This is a genomic window from Phycisphaerae bacterium (assembly GCA_035384605.1).
Taxonomy (GTDB): domain Bacteria; phylum Planctomycetota; class Phycisphaerae; order UBA1845; family PWPN01; genus JAUCQB01.
In genome coordinates, this window is the sequence record DAOOIV010000047.1 from 14,208 (window position 1) to 31,940 (window position 17,733).

Sequence of the window (17,733 nt, forward strand, 5' to 3'; positions counted from 1 at the left end):
GGCAGGAATTCACACGGCGATTTCAGCACACAGCCACCCGTCGTACTGGAGTCTGGCAGGCAGGCCGCAAGGCAGGGTGATCTACAGATGGCTCGACATTTCCGGCCCCGCGACAGTGCCGTGTTCAGCTTGTCGGACGTCGGAGACAATCACCACCAGAATCTGGTCTTCGCGCAAAGGCGCATCGATGTCCGGCGGACACTGGAGCGAGCCATCCTGGTTCTGAATGGCAACCACCTGAGCTCCGTAGCGACGTTGAAACGCCGCTTGCCTGATGGATACCCCCACAATCTCGTTGGGCACGGGCATGCGGGTGAAGACATCCGGACGAGAACCCGAGACCCCCAGCATCAACTGGAACAACTGCTCGTCCTGCTCGATCGCGGCGATGCCCGCGTGCTCGCGCCGCGCGTGTTCGCGAATCCGCTCCAGGCGGCTGCGGACCGCCTCGTGAATCGCCCGCCTGTTGAGCATTCCGAGATGCCGGCGTTCAGAATCGTCGGAGATCACCGGCAACACGTCGAGATCCGTTTTCTGGAACACCTCAAGAACTTCGGCAATGCTCTGCTCAGGGGTAACCGTGGTGTCGTGCCCGCTCATGATGTCGGCCGCGATGACGATCTCTGAGATACCCGGCTCGGAGATCGCCCGGCTGATGTCCTGTACGGAGATCACCCCGACGAATCGTCCGTCTTCTCTCACGGCGAATACCGGCCGCGAGCCGCTGCCGATTTGCCGGATCATCTCGCCCAACGTCGTCGAAGGTGTTACCGTGTACCGCCAGTGACGGTCCATGAGATGCTGCACTTGCAGAGATTCGAGCATGCGTCCGAGCAGGTCGCCGGCATGGGCGGGTGATTCGGCCGACCAGCGAACTTGCGACGGGTTGAGACCCCACCGGCGGCCAAGCACATAGGACGTCACACAGGTCACCATCAGCGGGACAATCAGGCCGTAACTGCCGGTCATTTCAGTAACCATCACGGTCGCCGCCAGCGGGATCCGCATCGACGCCGACAACACGCCTGCCATGCCGACAGGTACCAGGGCCTGCCTGAGCGGGGAACCGGGTGGAAAATGTCCCGGCCAACACGCCTCGAGCAGCGCACCCAGAAAGGCCCCTGCGGCGCCGCCGATGAAGACGCTCGGTCCCAGCAAGCCGCCGGCGCTGCCCGAACCCACGGTCAACGCCGTCGCCAGGCACTTCAGCATGGCCAGGAACCCGAAGAACGCGACCCATTCCCAGGCCGAGCGCCCGGCCACGGAATCGCCCAGAAAGATTTTGCCGTCGAGAGTGTTTTGCAGGACCTGGTAACGGCTGTCCATGATCTGAGGCAGCACACAGGCAGTCAATCCCACCAGCAACCCGCCGACGGTCGGCAACAACCATGCGGACAGACGGGCGGAAAGCAACCGTCGTGACTCGACCATCCGCAGGCAAATGTAGAAGAACCCGGCCAGCAGGCCGCATATCAAGCCCAAAACAGCGTAAGCCAGCAATTCGGCCGGGGACGCAAATCCCAGAGAGTTTACGCCCTGCAACAGATGATGCCCAAAGCCGGGAAAATACATGAACGTTGAGTAGCTCAAAACAGAGGAGACGAAGGCCGGAACAATGCATTCCGCCTCGAACTCCGGCTCACGATAGAGAACGCTCACCGCAAACAGTGCCCCGCCCAACGGGCACTGAAAAATGGCCCCCACCCCGCCGCCGCAGCCGGCAATCAGCAGGATTCGCCGGGAACGCGGCGCCAGCGACAAGAGCCTCGCGAACTTCGACCCGATGCCCGCTCCGAGAACGGCGATAGGACCTTCCGGACCCGCCGAGCCCCCGCAGGATATCACACCAATCGCCGCAAGGGCTTTGACGACCGGTGCCCAGAGAGAAAGATGTCCGCCGTGCTGATGAAAAGCGGCGATGACCTGGTCGGTTCCGTAGTGCCCGGAATCCTTCCGGCATAGAAGAAGGACGAACAGGCTGCTCACCAGAGCGCCGACCGCGGGCATCAACAGAATGCCCCATCGAAAAGCGAAAACCTGGGCTCCGCCAATGTGTGTGAACCGGCCGATGAGCAGCCGCGTTCCTTCTCGCAGCCCGTAGTCCAGTCCCGCCGCCGCCAACCCCGCCAGAACCCCCACAACGGCGCTGAACAAGAACATGATCCCCCAGCGCGCCGCGGGTTCGCGAAAATCAAGCATGGTCAGTCGAACAGTCTTCACGATGACTCGCTTGGAGAGAAAAAACGCCGGCCGCGAGCATCACACTCGTTCTCGCGACGCGACTGTCCCCTCATCGGCGCGACGCTCCTCAAGGCGGCAGAACGGCTCGACTTCCCTCAGCGCCTCAGGATGCGACAGCGGCAACGCAACGGTCACCGTTGTGCCGGCGCCCAGTTCGCTCTGGAAATCGAAGCGGCCGTGCATGGCCTCGACCATCGACCGCACGATCGCCAGCCCCAGACCGGTACCCGGCGAGCCCGACTCACGGGCTTGGCTGGTACGAAAGAACTGCCGGCCGATTTTCGGCAGGTCCTCCTTAGCCACGCCGATCCCGGTGTCTTTCACCACCATGATCAGATGCTCATCCCTGCTGAACAGGGAAAACGTTACACTCCCGCCTTTTGGGGTATACTTAATCGCGTTCGACAGCAAGTTCTCGGCCAGCGTAAGAAGCGTCCCAGGCTCGGCGCAAATCGCCGGCAAGGGCGTTTCCATCTCCTCAAAGAAGTCCAATCCTTTTTCCTTCGCGGCCAGCGCCTGGGCATCGATCACGGCCCGAAGACGATCACCCGGATCGATCCACTCGTGCCGCGGGCCGCGAACCACATCCTTGGCTTGGGACAGCAGCAAGAGGTCGTTGAGCAGAGCCAACAGCTCGTCTCCCCGAGCAATGGCCCTCTCCACACGTGCGGCCGATTGCGGATCCGACTTCTCCATCTGAATCAGCAGCGCCCGAAGCAGGCTCTGCTGCGCGGCCAGCGGCGACTTCAGGTCGTGAGACACCTTCCGGAAATACCGCGTCTTCTCCTCATCTGCCCTGACCAGCTCCTGGTTGGTGCGTTCAAGCTCCCGTGCGTAGTCCGCGAGTTGCCGTTCCAGCCTGAGGATCTCGTGCTCCCGCTCGCGAAGCCGCCCGGCAATCGACGTTCCGATGTACACGGCGGTCAGCATCGCGCTGGCAAACGCGACAAGAGTAATCGCAACATACCTCGGGCTCTTGTATGCCTCCTCCAGCCCGAACAGGCTGTGATGCGGCACCCAGCCGCGCATCTCCAGCAGCGCCAGCGACGTGAACAGAAAGATCGCCAGACCCGCCAGCAGGAAGACGTGCCGCATCCGCAGAAGCAGAGTGGCGATCACCATGTGGAAGACGTAAAACAGGCAGAAGGGGTTCCCAACCCCGCCGCTGGCGTGAAGCACGAAAGTCAGGGCGACCAGGTCGAGGACGATCTGCAAGGACGCCGCAACCTCGGCATACCGGGCGTGGGCTTCCGGTCGGTGACGGCTCAGCCACCCTTCGAGGAACCAGAACAGCCAGTTGTAGCACAAGATCGCGACGCTGATACCCACGAGCATCGGGGCATGAACCCGCCCCAAAGGTATCCGCAATAACAACGTCGCGGCGGCAAGAGCGACCACCCCAAAGATCCATCGAAGCTGGACGAACCATCGCAAGCGGTCCACCAGCTCCGCCTGTTCAATGGGCATCAGTTTGTCTTCCCTCGTGGGGGGCATATCATATCACCCGGGACACATGCGGTCGAACGTCCGCTGATCGACGAAGCAGAGGAAGATCGCCGTCAGGATCGCGCGACCCGGCCCACCGGCATTCTACCATCGAACGGCTGCTCTCCAACAGCAGGGCCGAGCCGCGAGGCGTGTGACAACGGCGAGAGACCAAGGCAACGCATGTGACTCCCCGGCGACTCATCATGAGGCTTACGACGCGCCTGCCGAGGACCAAGCGAATGTGTCCGGAGATGGTGCTGGCAACACTGGATGCCGAATGTCTGATCGGCCTGCGGTTTCGGCGAAGAATGCGGGTTGCCGAGTGTCGACCGGAGCGTTTCCGGCTCATCGGAGACGACGGCCGGGTCATCGGCATTCGTTCGACACAGGCTCGCCGACCGCTCCGCGGCAGGTCCTCCCGCTACCTTCTTGAAACCGAGCGTCCCGTCGATTTCCGCGGCTGCTCCTGGGTGATTCACTCCGAGGTCTTCGGCCGGACGCCGCTTCGCATGGGCGGGCTGCTGCAAGACCCCGCTCTGTTCTATGACCCAAGCACCGTGCTGGGAGCCTCCTGGATGCCCGAGGCCACAACCTTCCGCGTTTTTGCCCCGACGGCAGCGGCCGTGCGGGTAGTTGTGGCCGATTCCCCCAGCGGCGATCACAACCGGCGCCTGCACGACATGCAGCCTTGTTCTTACGGCATCTGGGAAGTCACCATCCCAGGTAATCTGCGAAACAAGTATTACGCATACGTGCTGGAAGGTCCGGGCTTTGATCCGGCTCGTGAAATCACAGATATCTACGCCACCTGCACTCAGGGCCGCAGCCCGCGATCACTGATCGTGGACCTCCTGGAAACCGACCCACCCGGCTTTCGTAACCACGAGTCGCCGGAGTTGGCCCACCCCGCCGACGCGGTCATCTATGAAATGCATGTTCGCGATTTCACCATCGCGGCCGGTTCGGGCGTGCGTTACAAGGGCAAGTACCTCGGCCTGACGGAATGCGGCACCCATCTGCCGGACGACCCGACCGTGTGCACGGGGCTCGACCACCTCTGCGAACTCGGCGTCACGCACGTGCAGCTTATGCCCGTTGCGGATTTCGACAATGACGAGACGGATGCCGACCCGTACGACTGGGGCTACATGCCGTCTTATTTCAACTCACCCGACGGCTGGTACGCCACGTCTCGCCAAGGAACCGCACGCATCATCGAACTCAAACGCGCCATTCAGGCCTTCCACGAGCGAGGAATCGGCGTGATCCTCGACGTGGTCTACAACCACACGTCGCCGTGCGCGAGCTTCGAGCGGCTGGTGCCCGACTACTACTACCGCATGACCTGCCACGGGCGATTCTCCAACGGCTCGGGCTGCGGCAACGAGTTCCGCAGCGAAAGCCCAATGGCTCGGCGGTTCCTGCTCGATTCGCTCAAGTACTGGGTTCGCGAATACCGCGTGGACGGCTTTCGGTTCGACCTGATGGGCCTGATCGATCGCAAGACGATGTTGCGGATCAAGACCGAGTTGGAGGCCATCAGGCCGGGAATCCTGATTTACGGCGAACCCTGGGCCGCCGGCCCAACACCGCTTCGTCCCTTGACGGACCGCTGGCGTCTTCAGAACACCGGCATCGGCGCCTTTAACGACGGCATTCGCAACGCGATCAAAGGCGACGTCAACGGCACCGAGCCCGGATTCATCCAGACAGGTGAACATATCGAAGACCTTCGGCACGCCCTCGAAGGCTCGATCCACTTGAACACCGTGAACCCGTCCGAAACGATCAACTATTTCGAGTGCCACGACAATCTGACCACATGGGACAAGCTGGCCCTGAGCGTTCCCCACGAAACCGACGAAACCCGCCGACGCATGATGCGGCTTGCCGCTCTGATTCTGTTTTGCTCACAAGGCATCGCCTTCATGCACAGCGGCCAGGAGTTCTGCCGGACCAAGCGGGGATCACACAACAGCTACAACCTGCCCGATGAAATCAACCGGACCGACTGGTCGCTCAAGAAAACGTACGCGGATGTCTGGGCATATCATCGCGGCATGATCGCCATACGCCGCCGCCATCCGGTCCTACGGCTTCCAACGCGCCAGGCAATCGAACAACGCGTCAGCTTCAATGAACCGCCCCATCCGAAATGTGTTGTCTGTCATCTGGATGGCAGCGGCCTGAAAGGCGAGTCGGCGGAAGAAATGCTGATCCTGCTCAACGGCCACCATGAGCCGGTTGAATTCCGCCTTCCCTCAGGCAAGTGGAGCGTTCTGGCGGACGCGGCGCGGGCCGGCGCAGAGCCCTTCGGCACGGCCGGCGAGCGCGCGACGCTGCCGCCGCATTCGGGGATGCTGCTGAGTCTGTAAGAGAGCAAGCCCCAATATCGAAACCAGAATGATGAATGAAACCCGCGGAAGTAGTCAGTAATCAGTTGTCAGTGCTCGGTGAGCTCTGCCCCGGCCATAAAAACTGACAACTGACCACTGAGAACTGACAACTCGATTTTGTCATTCGGATTTGACTGGTCGTTGGGCCTTGGTCACTGGCCATTCGTTGGTTGTGGGCCCTTGGTCATTGGTCATTCTCGCGACCCTACAGGTTCTCGAGGATCTCTCGCTTGGGGACCAGCCTCATGCCGCGCTGGGCATCGACGCCGCAGACGCCAAGCCAGCGGTTTCGCAACATACTCTGAAGATCTTCACTGACCCGCTCCCCGCGCGCCATGCCGGGAACCTTGCCGCCGGCCCGCTGGCAGTGTCCCCCGCCATGCCCGAGCCCCTCGAGAGACCTTGCGACCAAATCGCTGGCATCGCCCGCACCGACTTTGGACCGAACCGACACCAGCAGATCGCCGTTGACCACGCCGCCCACCATCACCCGGGTCAGGTCGCGGTGTCGAATCAGCAGGTCGGCCACTTCGGCAATGATCTCCGAGCCGCCGGCCCGCGGCAGAAAACACAGTGCCACGTCCTCGTAGAGAAAGGTATTCTGCATGGCCAGCAGAAGATCGGCGTAGTAATCGGGCTGCAGCGGAGCATTCTCGATGTCGGTGAGTTTCTGATGGTCGGCGCGCAAACTCAACCAACGCATGGCCCGGTGATCGGCGGCCGAAAAACCCCGCAAGCCCGTGGCGTCGGTCCGGATGGCATAGGTCAGAGCGGTCGCCAACGCAGGGCCGGGATCAATATGTTGTTCCCGCAAGTAGTGCGCCGCGATGGTGGCCGAGGCAACGACCTTGGGCCTGATGTCGCAGAATGGCAGTCGCGGCCGTCGGCCCTCGTGTTGATGGTGATCGATCACCGCCGTCGGGAGACCGGCCTCGCCCAAAAGATGATTGACCGCGTGCGGTTCGGCGTCGACCAGGACCGTGGCCGTGCCCTCGGGCACTTCGATCTGCTCCACAAACTCAAGCGGAGGCTCAAGCAACTCCACCATTCGCCGGTTCTCGGCTCTGAAGATCGCACCCCCGGCGACGAATCGGACCGGCAGCGCCGCCTTCGCACGAACCAATGCAGCAACTGCCCAACCACTGGCGATCGCGTCAGGGTCGGGGTTGTCGTGGGTCAGCACAAGAACGTGCTGGTAGCCCGACAACACTTTCAACAGGTGATCGGAACGTTTGGCTCCAGCGACGGTCATCACGCGCATCTCCACGCCAGGAAGTCAGGACCACGCCGTTCGTCGTCACGGCGGAGAGATTGGAACGGACTTATCCTCGTAAGGCCCCACCACCTTGGCCCAGCGAGTCTTCTCCACCCACTCGGCATGCCCATCGAGGAACAGCACGTTGCCCCCCTCGTCGCCATGGTTCGCGATCGGTTCGTAAACCAGCGGCTTGTTCGCCCCGTTTTTTGTGGACCACCCGGGAACATAGCGGTAGTTGGACTGTCCTCCGCTGCTCGGACACTCCAGGTTCTTGGCTGATATGCCGGCACGTGCCAGCGCCTTGGCGGGGTCGTCCGGAAAAGCGCCGTTGTTTTCGACGGTGTAGTTCAGGAAGGCCATGCTCAGAGGTCGCATGTTCGCCTGGCAAGCGGTGCGTTTGGCCAACTCACGAGCCCGGGCAAAAGACGGCAACAGGATCGCCGCCATCATCGGGCCTATGAAGACCATGAAGACCAGCGAGACGCCACCGGTGCAGATGCCGCCGATGGCCATCCCCTTGCCACCGTGACGAACGGGATCGCTGCTCGCCCTGATCACCGCGATAATGCCAAGAATCAGCCCCACCAGCCCCAGGGGCGGGAAGCAAAAGCCCAAAATGCCGCACACCAGCGCGGCGACGGCCATTCCCACTTTGGGCGACGTGTTGTACGAGGTCTGCATCTGAGGGGTCATCGTCGGTTGATCTGCCATGAGTCAACTCCTTCCGAATTGCCAAAACCAGAACGTACAGGATAACCATTCTGAACCCGAGGTTCCAGCCGGAGATGATGTCTGGCAGTAATCTGCTGTCTGGACAACCGGGGCATCGCACGGCTAGAATCCGGCCGTTCAAAGTCCGCAGCCGGTCCTTGTAGGCGTAGTCAGAAGCCGCAGGAACTTGGTGGCTTGAAGACGGGACCCCTAATATGGAGGCAGCATCATGAGGCGGACCCGACACCTGGCATGGTCGATTGCCGGCATGGTCGCATTTCTTCTTGTTGGATGCCAACAGCCGTCAGGGACAGACAGCGCGTCCGCCGTCCGCCACGAGACCCGCGTGCGGGCGGAGAACGCACTCTGGATCGAAACGCCGCCGGAACGACGGTTCCACAACAATCGAGAGGTGGTTGTCGCCGAGATGCAGGGGCCCGGTATGATTACCATGATCCATTTCGCCTATCCTCACCGGGCGATTGCCGCACCGAAGGAGTATCACCTGAACCGCGATCTCCTGCTGAGAATTTGGTGGGACGACGAGCCGGAGCCAAGTGTCGACTGCCCGATGGTGGACTTCTTCTGCGATCCGGCCGGGCTCCGCGAAGTCGTCAACACAGCGTTGACCAATAAGAAACGCGGCTGGAACGCGTATTTCCAGATGCCCTTCCGCAAGTCGGCCAAGGTCATGCTCGTCTACGAAGGCCCGGAGCCGCCCGGCGAGAAGCTGTGGGCGATGATGCCCTGCTACAGCTACGTCATGTGGCGATCGACGCCCGTGCCGCCGCAGGCGCCCTACTTTCACGCATGGTGGAACCAGAAGGCCGTCTTGACCGGGAAGGAAGACTACCCGGCGCTCCGTGCCCAAGGCCGAGGCGAATTCATCGGATGGAACGTGACCGTCCGCCGTCCCGGAACGTCCGGTTATCCGGTGGACATGAACGAGAAATTCTACGTCGACGGCGAAGAGACCCCTTCGGTGGAGTTCCAGGGAATTGAAGACTCATTCGGCTTCAGTTGGGGCTTCCCCGAAGTCGAAAACATCTACCCGACGCTCGGTTACTGGCCGTTTATGAAGGGGGCCGCAGCTTACCGTTTCTTTCTGAACGATTCCATCGCCTTCAGAAAGTCCCTGGCGGTCGACATCGGCTATGGAGTCAACGAAGACCCCATGTTCCGCCGTGAGTTCAGCAAGCCCGGTACGCAGCTTCAGTTCTCCAGCACCTGCTACTGGTACCAGACTGAGCCGCATCTCCCATTCCCGCCGATGATCCCCGCCGCCGAGCGGGTCCCCGCGCCCGAGAAAATGTTCTGGCCGGAGGAACCCCCGCCGCTGCCGTCGGCGGAGGACCTGCGAGCTCGCGGTGTCAAGCTATACATGGCTTGCGGATACCCGGAAAAGGAAATCCTGTTCGCAGAACCGGGCTTCGGTGCCGCCGTCAAACAAGGTGCCACGTGGACCGGCTGGCCGCCGCCCGTCTTCCACTGCCGATCCGACGACCACGAGATTCAATTCGAGTTGACCGTTCCCCAGGATGCCGAAGGAACGCTTCGACTTTACCTGATCGATCCGGACAGCTTTGAGGGCGGCCGAAAGCAGGAGGTGTTCATTGGCGATAAGAGCCTCGGCACGTTCGAGAAGTTCCAGGACGGCCGCTGGATTGACGCGCCGGTCACTCGCGACATGACCGCCGACGGCAGGCTGCTGGTCAGGGTGGCCAACCGAGCCGGCAAGGGAAATGCGGTGATCTCGATGATCGAGTGGGTGTCGCCGAAGTGAGCCGGAAGGCCCCAACAAGGGTTTTGAGGCGGGCAAACTGCGGATTTCAAATCTGAAATGTCAGATCTGAAATGTCAGATGCTCCGCTCGGCCTGAAATCCGCTCGGCCCGGAATCCGTTCCGGGCCCGAATGAGGATGGGAATCCTCCGCGAAGAAGGCTTCAGAAGGGATTCTGGGGCCAGCGGACAAAGGGTTCTGAGGCCGGCGGGACTCGAAGCCGTGACAAGGCGGAACCAAGAGATGGAGACCACCATGAACAAGGAGACGCTCAGCAGACGCGGCATTCTCAAGACGGCAGCGCAGTCCGGCGCGGCCGTCTGCGCGGTCGCGGCAGGCTCCGCGCGCCTGGCGGCGCAGGCTCAGACCGGCGGCAGGGACCCCGCCCAGGGCGATCAGCGTCTGTCGCTCGAACAACTGCGCCAGTGGGAGTCTCTTCGCTATGGCATGTTCATCCACTTCGGGATGAGCACGTACGTGGAAAACGAGCTGCCGGATGGCAAGGCCCCTGCGTCCGTCTATGCTCCCGACAGGCTGAACGTCGACCAGTGGGTCTCCGTCGCCCGCGACGCGGGAATGAAATACGCGGTGCTGACGACCAAACACGTCGCCGGCCACTGCCTCTGGCCGAGCAAACATACCAGCTATACGGTGGCCAACAGCGGCAACAAGACCGACGTCGTCGAGCAGTTCGTCAAAGCATGCGAGAAACGAGGCGTGCTGCCCGGCTTCTATTACTGCTCGTGGGACAATCACAACCGCTTCGGCAGCCGCACCCCCTCGGACCCCAATACCCTCTGGGAGTTCGGCATGAGCAGATTCGCCGAACTGGAGCGAAGAACTTCGACGCAACCCTCCGCACCGCTGCCAGCGTACACCACCTCGGTCTACCAGGGCTTCCAGACCATGCAGATCACCGAGCTGCTGACCCAGTACGGGCCTATAGCCGAAACCTGGATCGACATTCCCGGCGTTCTCGGCCGAGGCTACCGCGAATACCTGTACAACACCATCGCCCGGCTGCAACCGCAGACGGTCATCATGATGAACAGCGGTATCAGCAGCGGTGAAAGCTATCCTGTGGATTACGCCTGGCCTTCCGACATCATCGCCATCGAACGGCGATTGCCGCCGGGCAAAGGCCACGAGAAATGGCGGACCATCGAGGGCCGGCGCTGTTATATGCCCGGCGAGGTCTGCGACCCGATCGGCAAGGACTGGTTCTTCACGCCGGACGACAAGCCGAGATCAGACGACGCCTTGCTGGATATACTTCAGAGCTGCCTCGACCGCGGTGTCAACCTGCTTCTGGACGTGCCGCCGGACAAGCACGGATTGATTCCCGACATGCATGTTCAGGCCCTGCAACGGCTGAGAGCCAATGCCAAGATCTGATTGCGGGCTTCTCGACCTCGTTGTCCAGGCGACCGGTCGACGGTCGGCTCGGAGGCCGGCCGCAGCAGGCACACGTGGATTGACCCGGATCCTGCCGGCACAGGTCATGTATGTTCCTCCCGGCCCGTGAGGTATACTGCAAGCCATGCCGCAAACCGATCTGAACCATCTGATCCTGATCGTCACGGGAGCGTCACTGCGCGGCGAGGCCGCCGACCGCCCGCTGGCCTATCAGCTTGCCCGGGAAATTGCCGAACGGCTCGGCCCCGAGTCGCCCTGGAAGCCGCTTGTTATCAGCGACGTTTTGTACATCAACGAGAAGAGACTGAGCAAACAGCCGGTGATCTCGGTTGGCGGGCCGGGCGTCAACCACCTGTCCGCTTTGCTCTTTCAGGAACTGCCCTCGGTTGTGACCATCGATAACGTCCTGATCATTCAGATGGATCTGGAGCTGACCGACCTGCGCTGCTGCCTGTGGGGTATGAACCACGAACAGACCGTGGAGGCCATGAATCTGTTCCTCAAGAGGGGTTACCTGGACCGCTTTCTCGAAGGACTCACCCAGAAAAGCCGGTAGGACCGGCCTTCCTTGTCAGGAACGTCAGAAAGACCTAATATATCAGCCCAAACTGGAGGTCGGGTCGCGAGCGAACCTGACAGAGTGCCCCGACTCCTGCGTTTGGAAAAGGGGCCGGAACAGTCAACGTAAGACCTCGTGCCGAGGCCGGACAACTGTGACGAAAGGATATTGGATTGGTTACCCCCACTGATAAGCGACGTTACCTGTTCACTTCGGAGTCTGTTTCCCAGGGGCATCCCGACAAGATCTGCGACCAGATTTCCGATGCCGTCCTCGACAGCCTGCTGCGCCATGATCCGATGGCCCGCGTGGCCCTCGAGACGATGGTCACCACAGGGCTGATCGTGATGGCCGGTGAGATCACCGTCCATAACACGGCCGCGGAGCGAGCCCTGGCGGAAGCCGAGACCACCGCCCGCGAGACCGTCCGCGAGATCGGCTATACCGACTCCGCCATCGGGTTTGACTATCGCAGTTGTGCGGTCCTGCGGGCTATTCACTCTCAGTCACCCGACATCAGCCAAGGGGTAACCAAAGGCAAGGGCCGTCACAAGGAACAGGGTGCCGGCGACCAGGGCCTCATGTTCGGCTTTGCCTGCCGCGAAACCAAAGCCCTCATGCCGTTGCCGATTCACCTGGCTCATCGACTCGTCGAGCGGCTGACTGAAGCCCGCGAGAACGGCGAGATCAAGTGGCTGCGGCCAGACGGCAAGAGCCAAGTGACCATCGCTTACGACGGCGGGGTACCGACTCGCATCGACACCGTGGTTATCTCCACCCAGCACACCGAAGAGGTCGTCGATAAGTCAGGCAACCTGTCAAGGCAGGCTCAAGCCAAGATCATCGAGAACATCATTAAGCCGGTCATCATGCGGGAACGGCCCGACCTCTGGTCCAATCGAATCCGCTACCATATCAATCCGACCGGCCGATTCGTGGTCGGCGGACCCCACGGTGATTCGGGCCTGACCGGCCGCAAGATCATCGTGGACACCTACGGCGGCCGTGGCCGTCACGGCGGCGGGGCCTTCAGCGGCAAGGATCCAAGCAAGGTCGACCGCAGCGCCGCCTACATGGCCCGCTATATCGCCAAGAACATCGTCGCCGCCGGCCTGGCCGACGAATGCGAAGTGCAGTTTGCCTACGCCATCGGCGTCGCCGAGCCTATCAGTCTGCTCGTCTCCACCAACGGCACCAACCGGGTGCCCGAGACGACGCTCGAAAGACTGGTCCGCGACATGTTTCCCATGAAACCTGCGGAGATCATCCAACACCTGAAACTGCGGCGCCCCATATACCGCGAAACGGCCCGCAACGGCCACTTCGGCCGCACCGGCCCAGGCTTCACCTGGGAGAAAACCGACATGGCGGAAAAGCTGAAGAAAGCTGCCGCGAAGTGGCTGAAGTAGACGACGGCCCCCGCTGAATGACCGCGCGCGATTGGGCGGTACCGCTGATGTGGAATTTATTCTGTTTCTGAAAACGTTTCCGTCACGCGCCGTTCTGTGATTACGCACGGCCGTGCCGCTACGTCTCTTTACTGGAAACCCATCGCCCCGCAGGGGAAACGACGTCTCAACGTCCGGACGCGTCTGTCCGCGTTGCCGCCTCGCTCCAGCAAATCGTCGAAAGGTGGTGCCAAACTGAAAGCGAAGGCGTCAGGCAATCTTATCGCCATAGGAAGTCTGCTGTCTTGAAGATGGGGGGTATACAGGTACTGCTCCTGCGACATTGTCTGGGTTTTTCCTTGACAACCTCCCGACTGGATGGGACAATGCAATATGCATGTGCATCATCAGTTCCGCGCATGTCTCTTGGCCGTTCGGGAGGGGGCCGGCGGAGAGGGATTAGCCGAACGGATCCCAGTGGGATCAGGATGTAACTCGACCTTTCCTTCTTTTGCCAGCCTTGGTTTTGCATGTTACCAGGCACATTCGTGGGCCGGGTTATTGTTATCGCTCACCGAGCAGGAGGAAGAGCAATGAGAGGAAAGCACATCACAGTACTCGCCTGTCTGGCGACAATCGGCATGACGGTCTTTTCATCGCCGGTCCTGGCAATCCGCATCACGGATCCCGGGGGGCTTGACGCACCTCCGCCGTGGTACGTGCTCTACGATCAGACCGGTACCCAGGCACGCAACACCGGGGCGGCAGATTGGTTCAGTTCGCGAACGGATCCGGTCAACGGCGACAACAGGCTCGATAAACCCCCGAATGGATGCACATTCACGAAGATCGCCGTTTACGTCATGCCCGGAAGCGGCACAATCACCGACTTGAACCTCTATCTTTACAGGACCGTTGAGGGCGTTGACGCCATCACAACATGGAACAATACCGTGCAACCCGCGAACTTGATCGCGTCGCAAAGCTTCGGCAACGGCCAGCCGGCCGCGGGTTGGCTCGTCCTCGAGTTCCCTGAGAATCCCCAGCCGTGGCCAGCGGCATCTCCAATGGATTCGGGATACGTCTGGAGGCTGGTGTGGACTGGTGGGGGAAACATCCAGTTTGCCAAGTGGCATCGCCCTGGAAATAGAGACACCACCATCGTGGGTAACACTCAATTTGATGCCGGCGCCTTCCCCGGTCAGGAGAACCGTGCCTTTGTCACGGCGGTCTACGTGCCGGAGCCGGCGGCTCTGGCTCTGCTGGGTTTTTCCGGTTGCATGGCAATGCGCAGACGCCGGTAGCGGGCAACTTTGCCGACGCGACTGGGACGCGTTGAGCCGTGAGGCCACGCATCTGAAGCCTTATGAGCCTGCGCATGATTCCCATGCAAGCTGATGGCTTCGATGGGCCGGACAACCTTTGTGGTGTCGGAGAACAGGAAACATGATAGCAATGCGTGAATCAAACCTCGGGTTGGCGACAACGCTAATGGTGGTCTTCTCGTTGTCGGGCCTCGCAGCCGGTGCTCCCGGCCCGCCGGATCCACCCGACTATGACCTTTATGCGGCGACCGTGTGGGAAAAGGCCTGGGGAGCCGGTCAGGAGGCGGGCCAGCAATTCAGCCCTGCATCCAGTCTTCCGGAAGCTCAGCGCCCTCCGGTCATCGGGGGGTTCGACTCCTTCGGCGTTTACATCAACAGCACGGGGGATTACGAGTTCTATATGGAGTTCTATACGTGGGACACAAACTGGTCCACGACGATCGCCAACGGCCCCATGAAGGTGTGGCGCGTCGTCAAAGTGGGCCAAACGGGCGAAGCCTGGATCATGTTCGATCTGGGAAGCGAGAGCGTAGACCTGCGGTACTGCAACGATGCCGGCACCGGCCCAAAGGTCTATCCCGCCCTCGACCCTCTGCCGCTTGACGGGTCGTACTTCTGGCGGCTGTTGGTGACACGCGCCAGCGGCAGCCCGCTGCAATGCTGGGCCACCACCCGGACTCCAGTGGTCGATTGCGGCGTTGGGAACATCGGCATCCATGGCGGAGGAGCGGTGAGAACGTGGAGCTATCAAACTCGACTACACACCCTGACTCCGACCTGTTTCAATCCTCGTTACGACACAGACAACGATACCGACGTCGATCGGGACGACTTCACGGTCCTGCAATCATGTTATACGGGCGCTGGGATTCCCGGCACTTGGCCCTATGACGATCCCTGCAGGTGTCTGGATATCGACGGCGACGATGATATCGACAGTGTTGAGTACTTGGCCTTCGACGCCTGCGCTCTGGGATCGGGTGTTCCGGCTGATCCGGCCTGTGATGACCCACAAGCCTGCTGCTTCGCTGACTCGAGCTGCCAGAATCTCGCTTCGGTTGTATGCTCCGATCGGGGCGGAACGCCGCAGGGATCGCAAACGCAGTGTAACACCGTAGCCTGCCCTTGAGAGGTATCGAAGAACATGCTCGGAAGATCTCCTTGGGTCCTGGAGGCAATGATATGAGAGCGACCAGTCGATCGATGCTTGATCATACGTTCGCGCTGATCGTATTGCTACTTCCGGCTGCGGTGCTTGCACAGCCCGATCCGGCCGTCCCGCCGGAGTTCGACCTTTACGCTGGCAGAGTCTGGTCGAAGGACCTGATCGCCGGAAGTGAGATCAGCCAGCAGTTTACTCCGGCGTCGAGCTTGCCGGAAGCGCAGCGACCGCCACTGAGCGGGTTATTTGATTCGTTCGGCATGTACATGGAGAGTAACGGCTCTTTCGTCATGTACGTATCTCTCTACCAGTGGAACATAAGCTGGATGCGGACGGTGCTGATCGATGGCCCGATCAAAACGTGGCGCGTGGAGAGGACGGCCGGCGGACCGGGTTGGGTGATGTTGGATCTTGACACGATTACGGAGGACGAGCGAAGCTGTATCAGCTATCCTGCTCTTGCCCCCCTGGCGGTTGACGGCTCGTACCTGTGGGATCTCGAGGTGACCGAAGCTCCTGCTCCCCTGAGATGCTGGTCCACAGGCGTCAAGGGGGATTTGGGCGAGCCCAGCGGCGCTGACAATCAGGGTTTTCACGATGACGCGGCCGCCAAGGACTGGGCTTTCCAGACTCGATTGCATCTGGTGTCGCGCTGTTCCGACCCGCGCTTTGATGTGGACGGTGACTTTGACGTCGACCAGGTGGATTTCTCAGCATTTCAGCGCTGTTACACCGGAACAAGCCCTGGCAATTGGGCGTATGACGATCCATGCAAGTGCCTGGATGTCGATGAAGACAACTACATTGATCAAGCCGACCACCTCGTATTTGAGCGATGTGCCTCCGGACCGGGCATCCCGCCCGACGAGACCTGTGATGAATCACCCTGAGTTGGGACCAAGAAAAGATGCCGGTCCTGTTTCTTCGGGCCGGGTGCCGTCAATTCGCAGGCAAGGCAATGCCAGGTTGCTCCTGACGTCCACGCAGCAAGCCGCTGCCCGACGCGAGCCGGTCCGCCCGATAATCGCCGCGGACGCCGGCTCCCTTAAGTCACCTTATTGACGGGCCGATATCCTGCGCAGGGTTCCGTCTGAAGGGATTGTTGCGCGCAGGGTCACCATGAATACAGTCAACTTGCCGATTGCTTTGAGGAGTCTCGGGCGATTGGCCTTGGTCCTGGGGCTCGGCCTGGCCGCGGCCGGCGTTCCCTCGACCCTGATGGCGGCCGCACCCGTTGCCGCGGCCGGCTCAGCCAAAGCGGAGCCAGGCGAAACGATAACCATCACCCTCTCGGCGACCGATGCGGACTCGGATCCCCTGACTTACATCATCAGCACGCTGCCCACCAAAGGCTCGCTGGCCGTCGGATCGACCACGCTTGCGGCCGGAGACCTTCCCTACGCGATTCCCGCTGCCGGCAGGACCGTCACCTACACGGCCACAACCACGGCACACGGCACGGACACCTTCACCTTCAAAGCCAACGACGGCACGCAAAACTCCACCGCTGCCACGATCACCGTGACCGTGAACCGCGAGCCCCTTACCGGAATGACCGAACTGACTACGCCACCGAACACGGACCTGAACATCACCCTTCCGGTGAGCGACGCGGATGGCGATACCCTCTCGTTCGTCATCGTCTCGCTGCCGGGCCACGCACGGCTCAAGTCGGGTTCGGCCATTCTGACGGATGCTGACATTCCTTACGCAACGTCGTCGAACAAGCTCACCTACTCGCCGGATACCGATTATCACGGGCTCGACACCTTCGAATTCACTGCAAGTGATGGCTACGTCACAACCGGGTCGATCAGCGTGGCCGTCCAGATCAATACGGCTCCCGTGCCCGAAGACCAACGCGTCACGCTCCTGCCCGACTCATCTGTAACGATACGCCTGATTGCCAACGATGCGGACCGGGATCCCATCGAATACACCATCGCCAGCCTGCCCGGGCACGGCACCCTGTCGACGGGCGAGGTTCTGATCGAGGAAGGTGATCTGC

General features: G+C 61.2%; 13 protein-coding genes. 9 read left to right on the forward strand and 4 right to left on the reverse strand.

The genetic code is table 11. The features are described from left to right. Positions 1-81: 81 nt before the first annotated feature. Positions 82-2,220, reverse strand: a complete 2,139-nt coding sequence (locus tag PLL20_11830) for a chloride channel protein (protein HPD30678.1) — start codon at positions 2,218-2,220, stop codon at positions 82-84. Between the two features lie 39 nt (positions 2,221-2,259). Further along, positions 2,260-3,708 carry a HAMP domain-containing sensor histidine kinase gene (locus PLL20_11835; protein HPD30679.1) on the reverse strand — a complete coding sequence of 483 codons (1,449 nt, stop codon included), beginning with the start codon at positions 3,706-3,708 and terminating at the stop codon, positions 2,260-2,262. Between the two features lie 224 nt (positions 3,709-3,932). Here PLL20_11835 and pulA point away from each other — a divergent pair, with 224 nt between their 5' ends. Next, positions 3,933-6,104: a type I pullulanase gene (pulA, locus tag PLL20_11840; protein ID HPD30680.1), complete on the forward strand. Its 2,172-nt coding sequence runs from the start codon at positions 3,933-3,935 to the stop codon at positions 6,102-6,104. 226 nt (positions 6,105-6,330) lie between these two features. On the opposite strand, the gene PLL20_11845 is transcribed toward pulA, so the two are convergent. Then, positions 6,331-7,377, reverse strand: coding sequence for a DHH family phosphoesterase (locus PLL20_11845; GenBank protein HPD30681.1), 1,047 nt, complete (start codon positions 7,375-7,377; stop codon positions 6,331-6,333). Positions 7,378-7,422: 45 nt separating this feature from the next. After that, on the reverse strand, positions 7,423-8,094 hold the full coding sequence (locus PLL20_11850) for a DUF4190 domain-containing protein (protein ID HPD30682.1): 672 nt from the start codon (positions 8,092-8,094) through the stop codon (positions 7,423-7,425). A 229-nt stretch (positions 8,095-8,323) separates the two neighbouring features. On the opposite strand from PLL20_11850, the gene PLL20_11855 reads away from it, so the two are divergent. The 8 genes from PLL20_11855 to PLL20_11890 form a co-directional block, all read left to right on the forward strand. Then, entirely contained in the window at positions 8,324-9,877 is a 1,554-nt protein-coding gene (locus PLL20_11855; protein ID HPD30683.1) for a DUF2961 domain-containing protein, read from the forward strand. A 253-nt stretch (positions 9,878-10,130) separates the two neighbouring features. Continuing rightward, positions 10,131-11,270 (forward strand): alpha-L-fucosidase, encoded by a 1,140-nt coding sequence (locus tag PLL20_11860; GenBank protein HPD30684.1) that lies wholly within the window; start codon positions 10,131-10,133, stop codon positions 11,268-11,270. A 145-nt stretch (positions 11,271-11,415) separates the two neighbouring features. Next, on the forward strand, positions 11,416-11,847 hold the full coding sequence (locus PLL20_11865) for a hypothetical protein (GenBank protein HPD30685.1): 432 nt from the start codon (positions 11,416-11,418) through the stop codon (positions 11,845-11,847). Positions 11,848-12,023: 176 nt separating this feature from the next. Beyond that, positions 12,024-13,259 carry a methionine adenosyltransferase gene (gene metK / locus PLL20_11870; GenBank protein HPD30686.1) on the forward strand — a complete coding sequence of 412 codons (1,236 nt, stop codon included), beginning with the start codon at positions 12,024-12,026 and terminating at the stop codon, positions 13,257-13,259. Positions 13,260-13,831: 572 nt separating this feature from the next. Beyond that, positions 13,832-14,542, forward strand: a complete 711-nt coding sequence (locus tag PLL20_11875; protein ID HPD30687.1) for a PEP-CTERM sorting domain-containing protein — start codon at positions 13,832-13,834, stop codon at positions 14,540-14,542. Positions 14,543-14,684: 142 nt separating this feature from the next. Then, the gene (locus PLL20_11880) at positions 14,685-15,692 is read left to right on the forward strand and encodes a hypothetical protein (protein HPD30688.1); all 1,008 of its coding nucleotides are present in this window, start codon (positions 14,685-14,687) and stop codon (positions 15,690-15,692) included. Positions 15,693-15,745: 53 nt separating this feature from the next. Then, a complete protein-coding gene (locus PLL20_11885; GenBank protein HPD30689.1) occupies positions 15,746-16,615 on the forward strand; it encodes a hypothetical protein in 870 nt (289 codons plus the stop codon). A 229-nt stretch (positions 16,616-16,844) separates the two neighbouring features. After that, the coding region (locus PLL20_11890; protein HPD30690.1) for an Ig-like domain-containing protein at positions 16,845-17,733 on the forward strand (889 nt) is incomplete at its 3' end.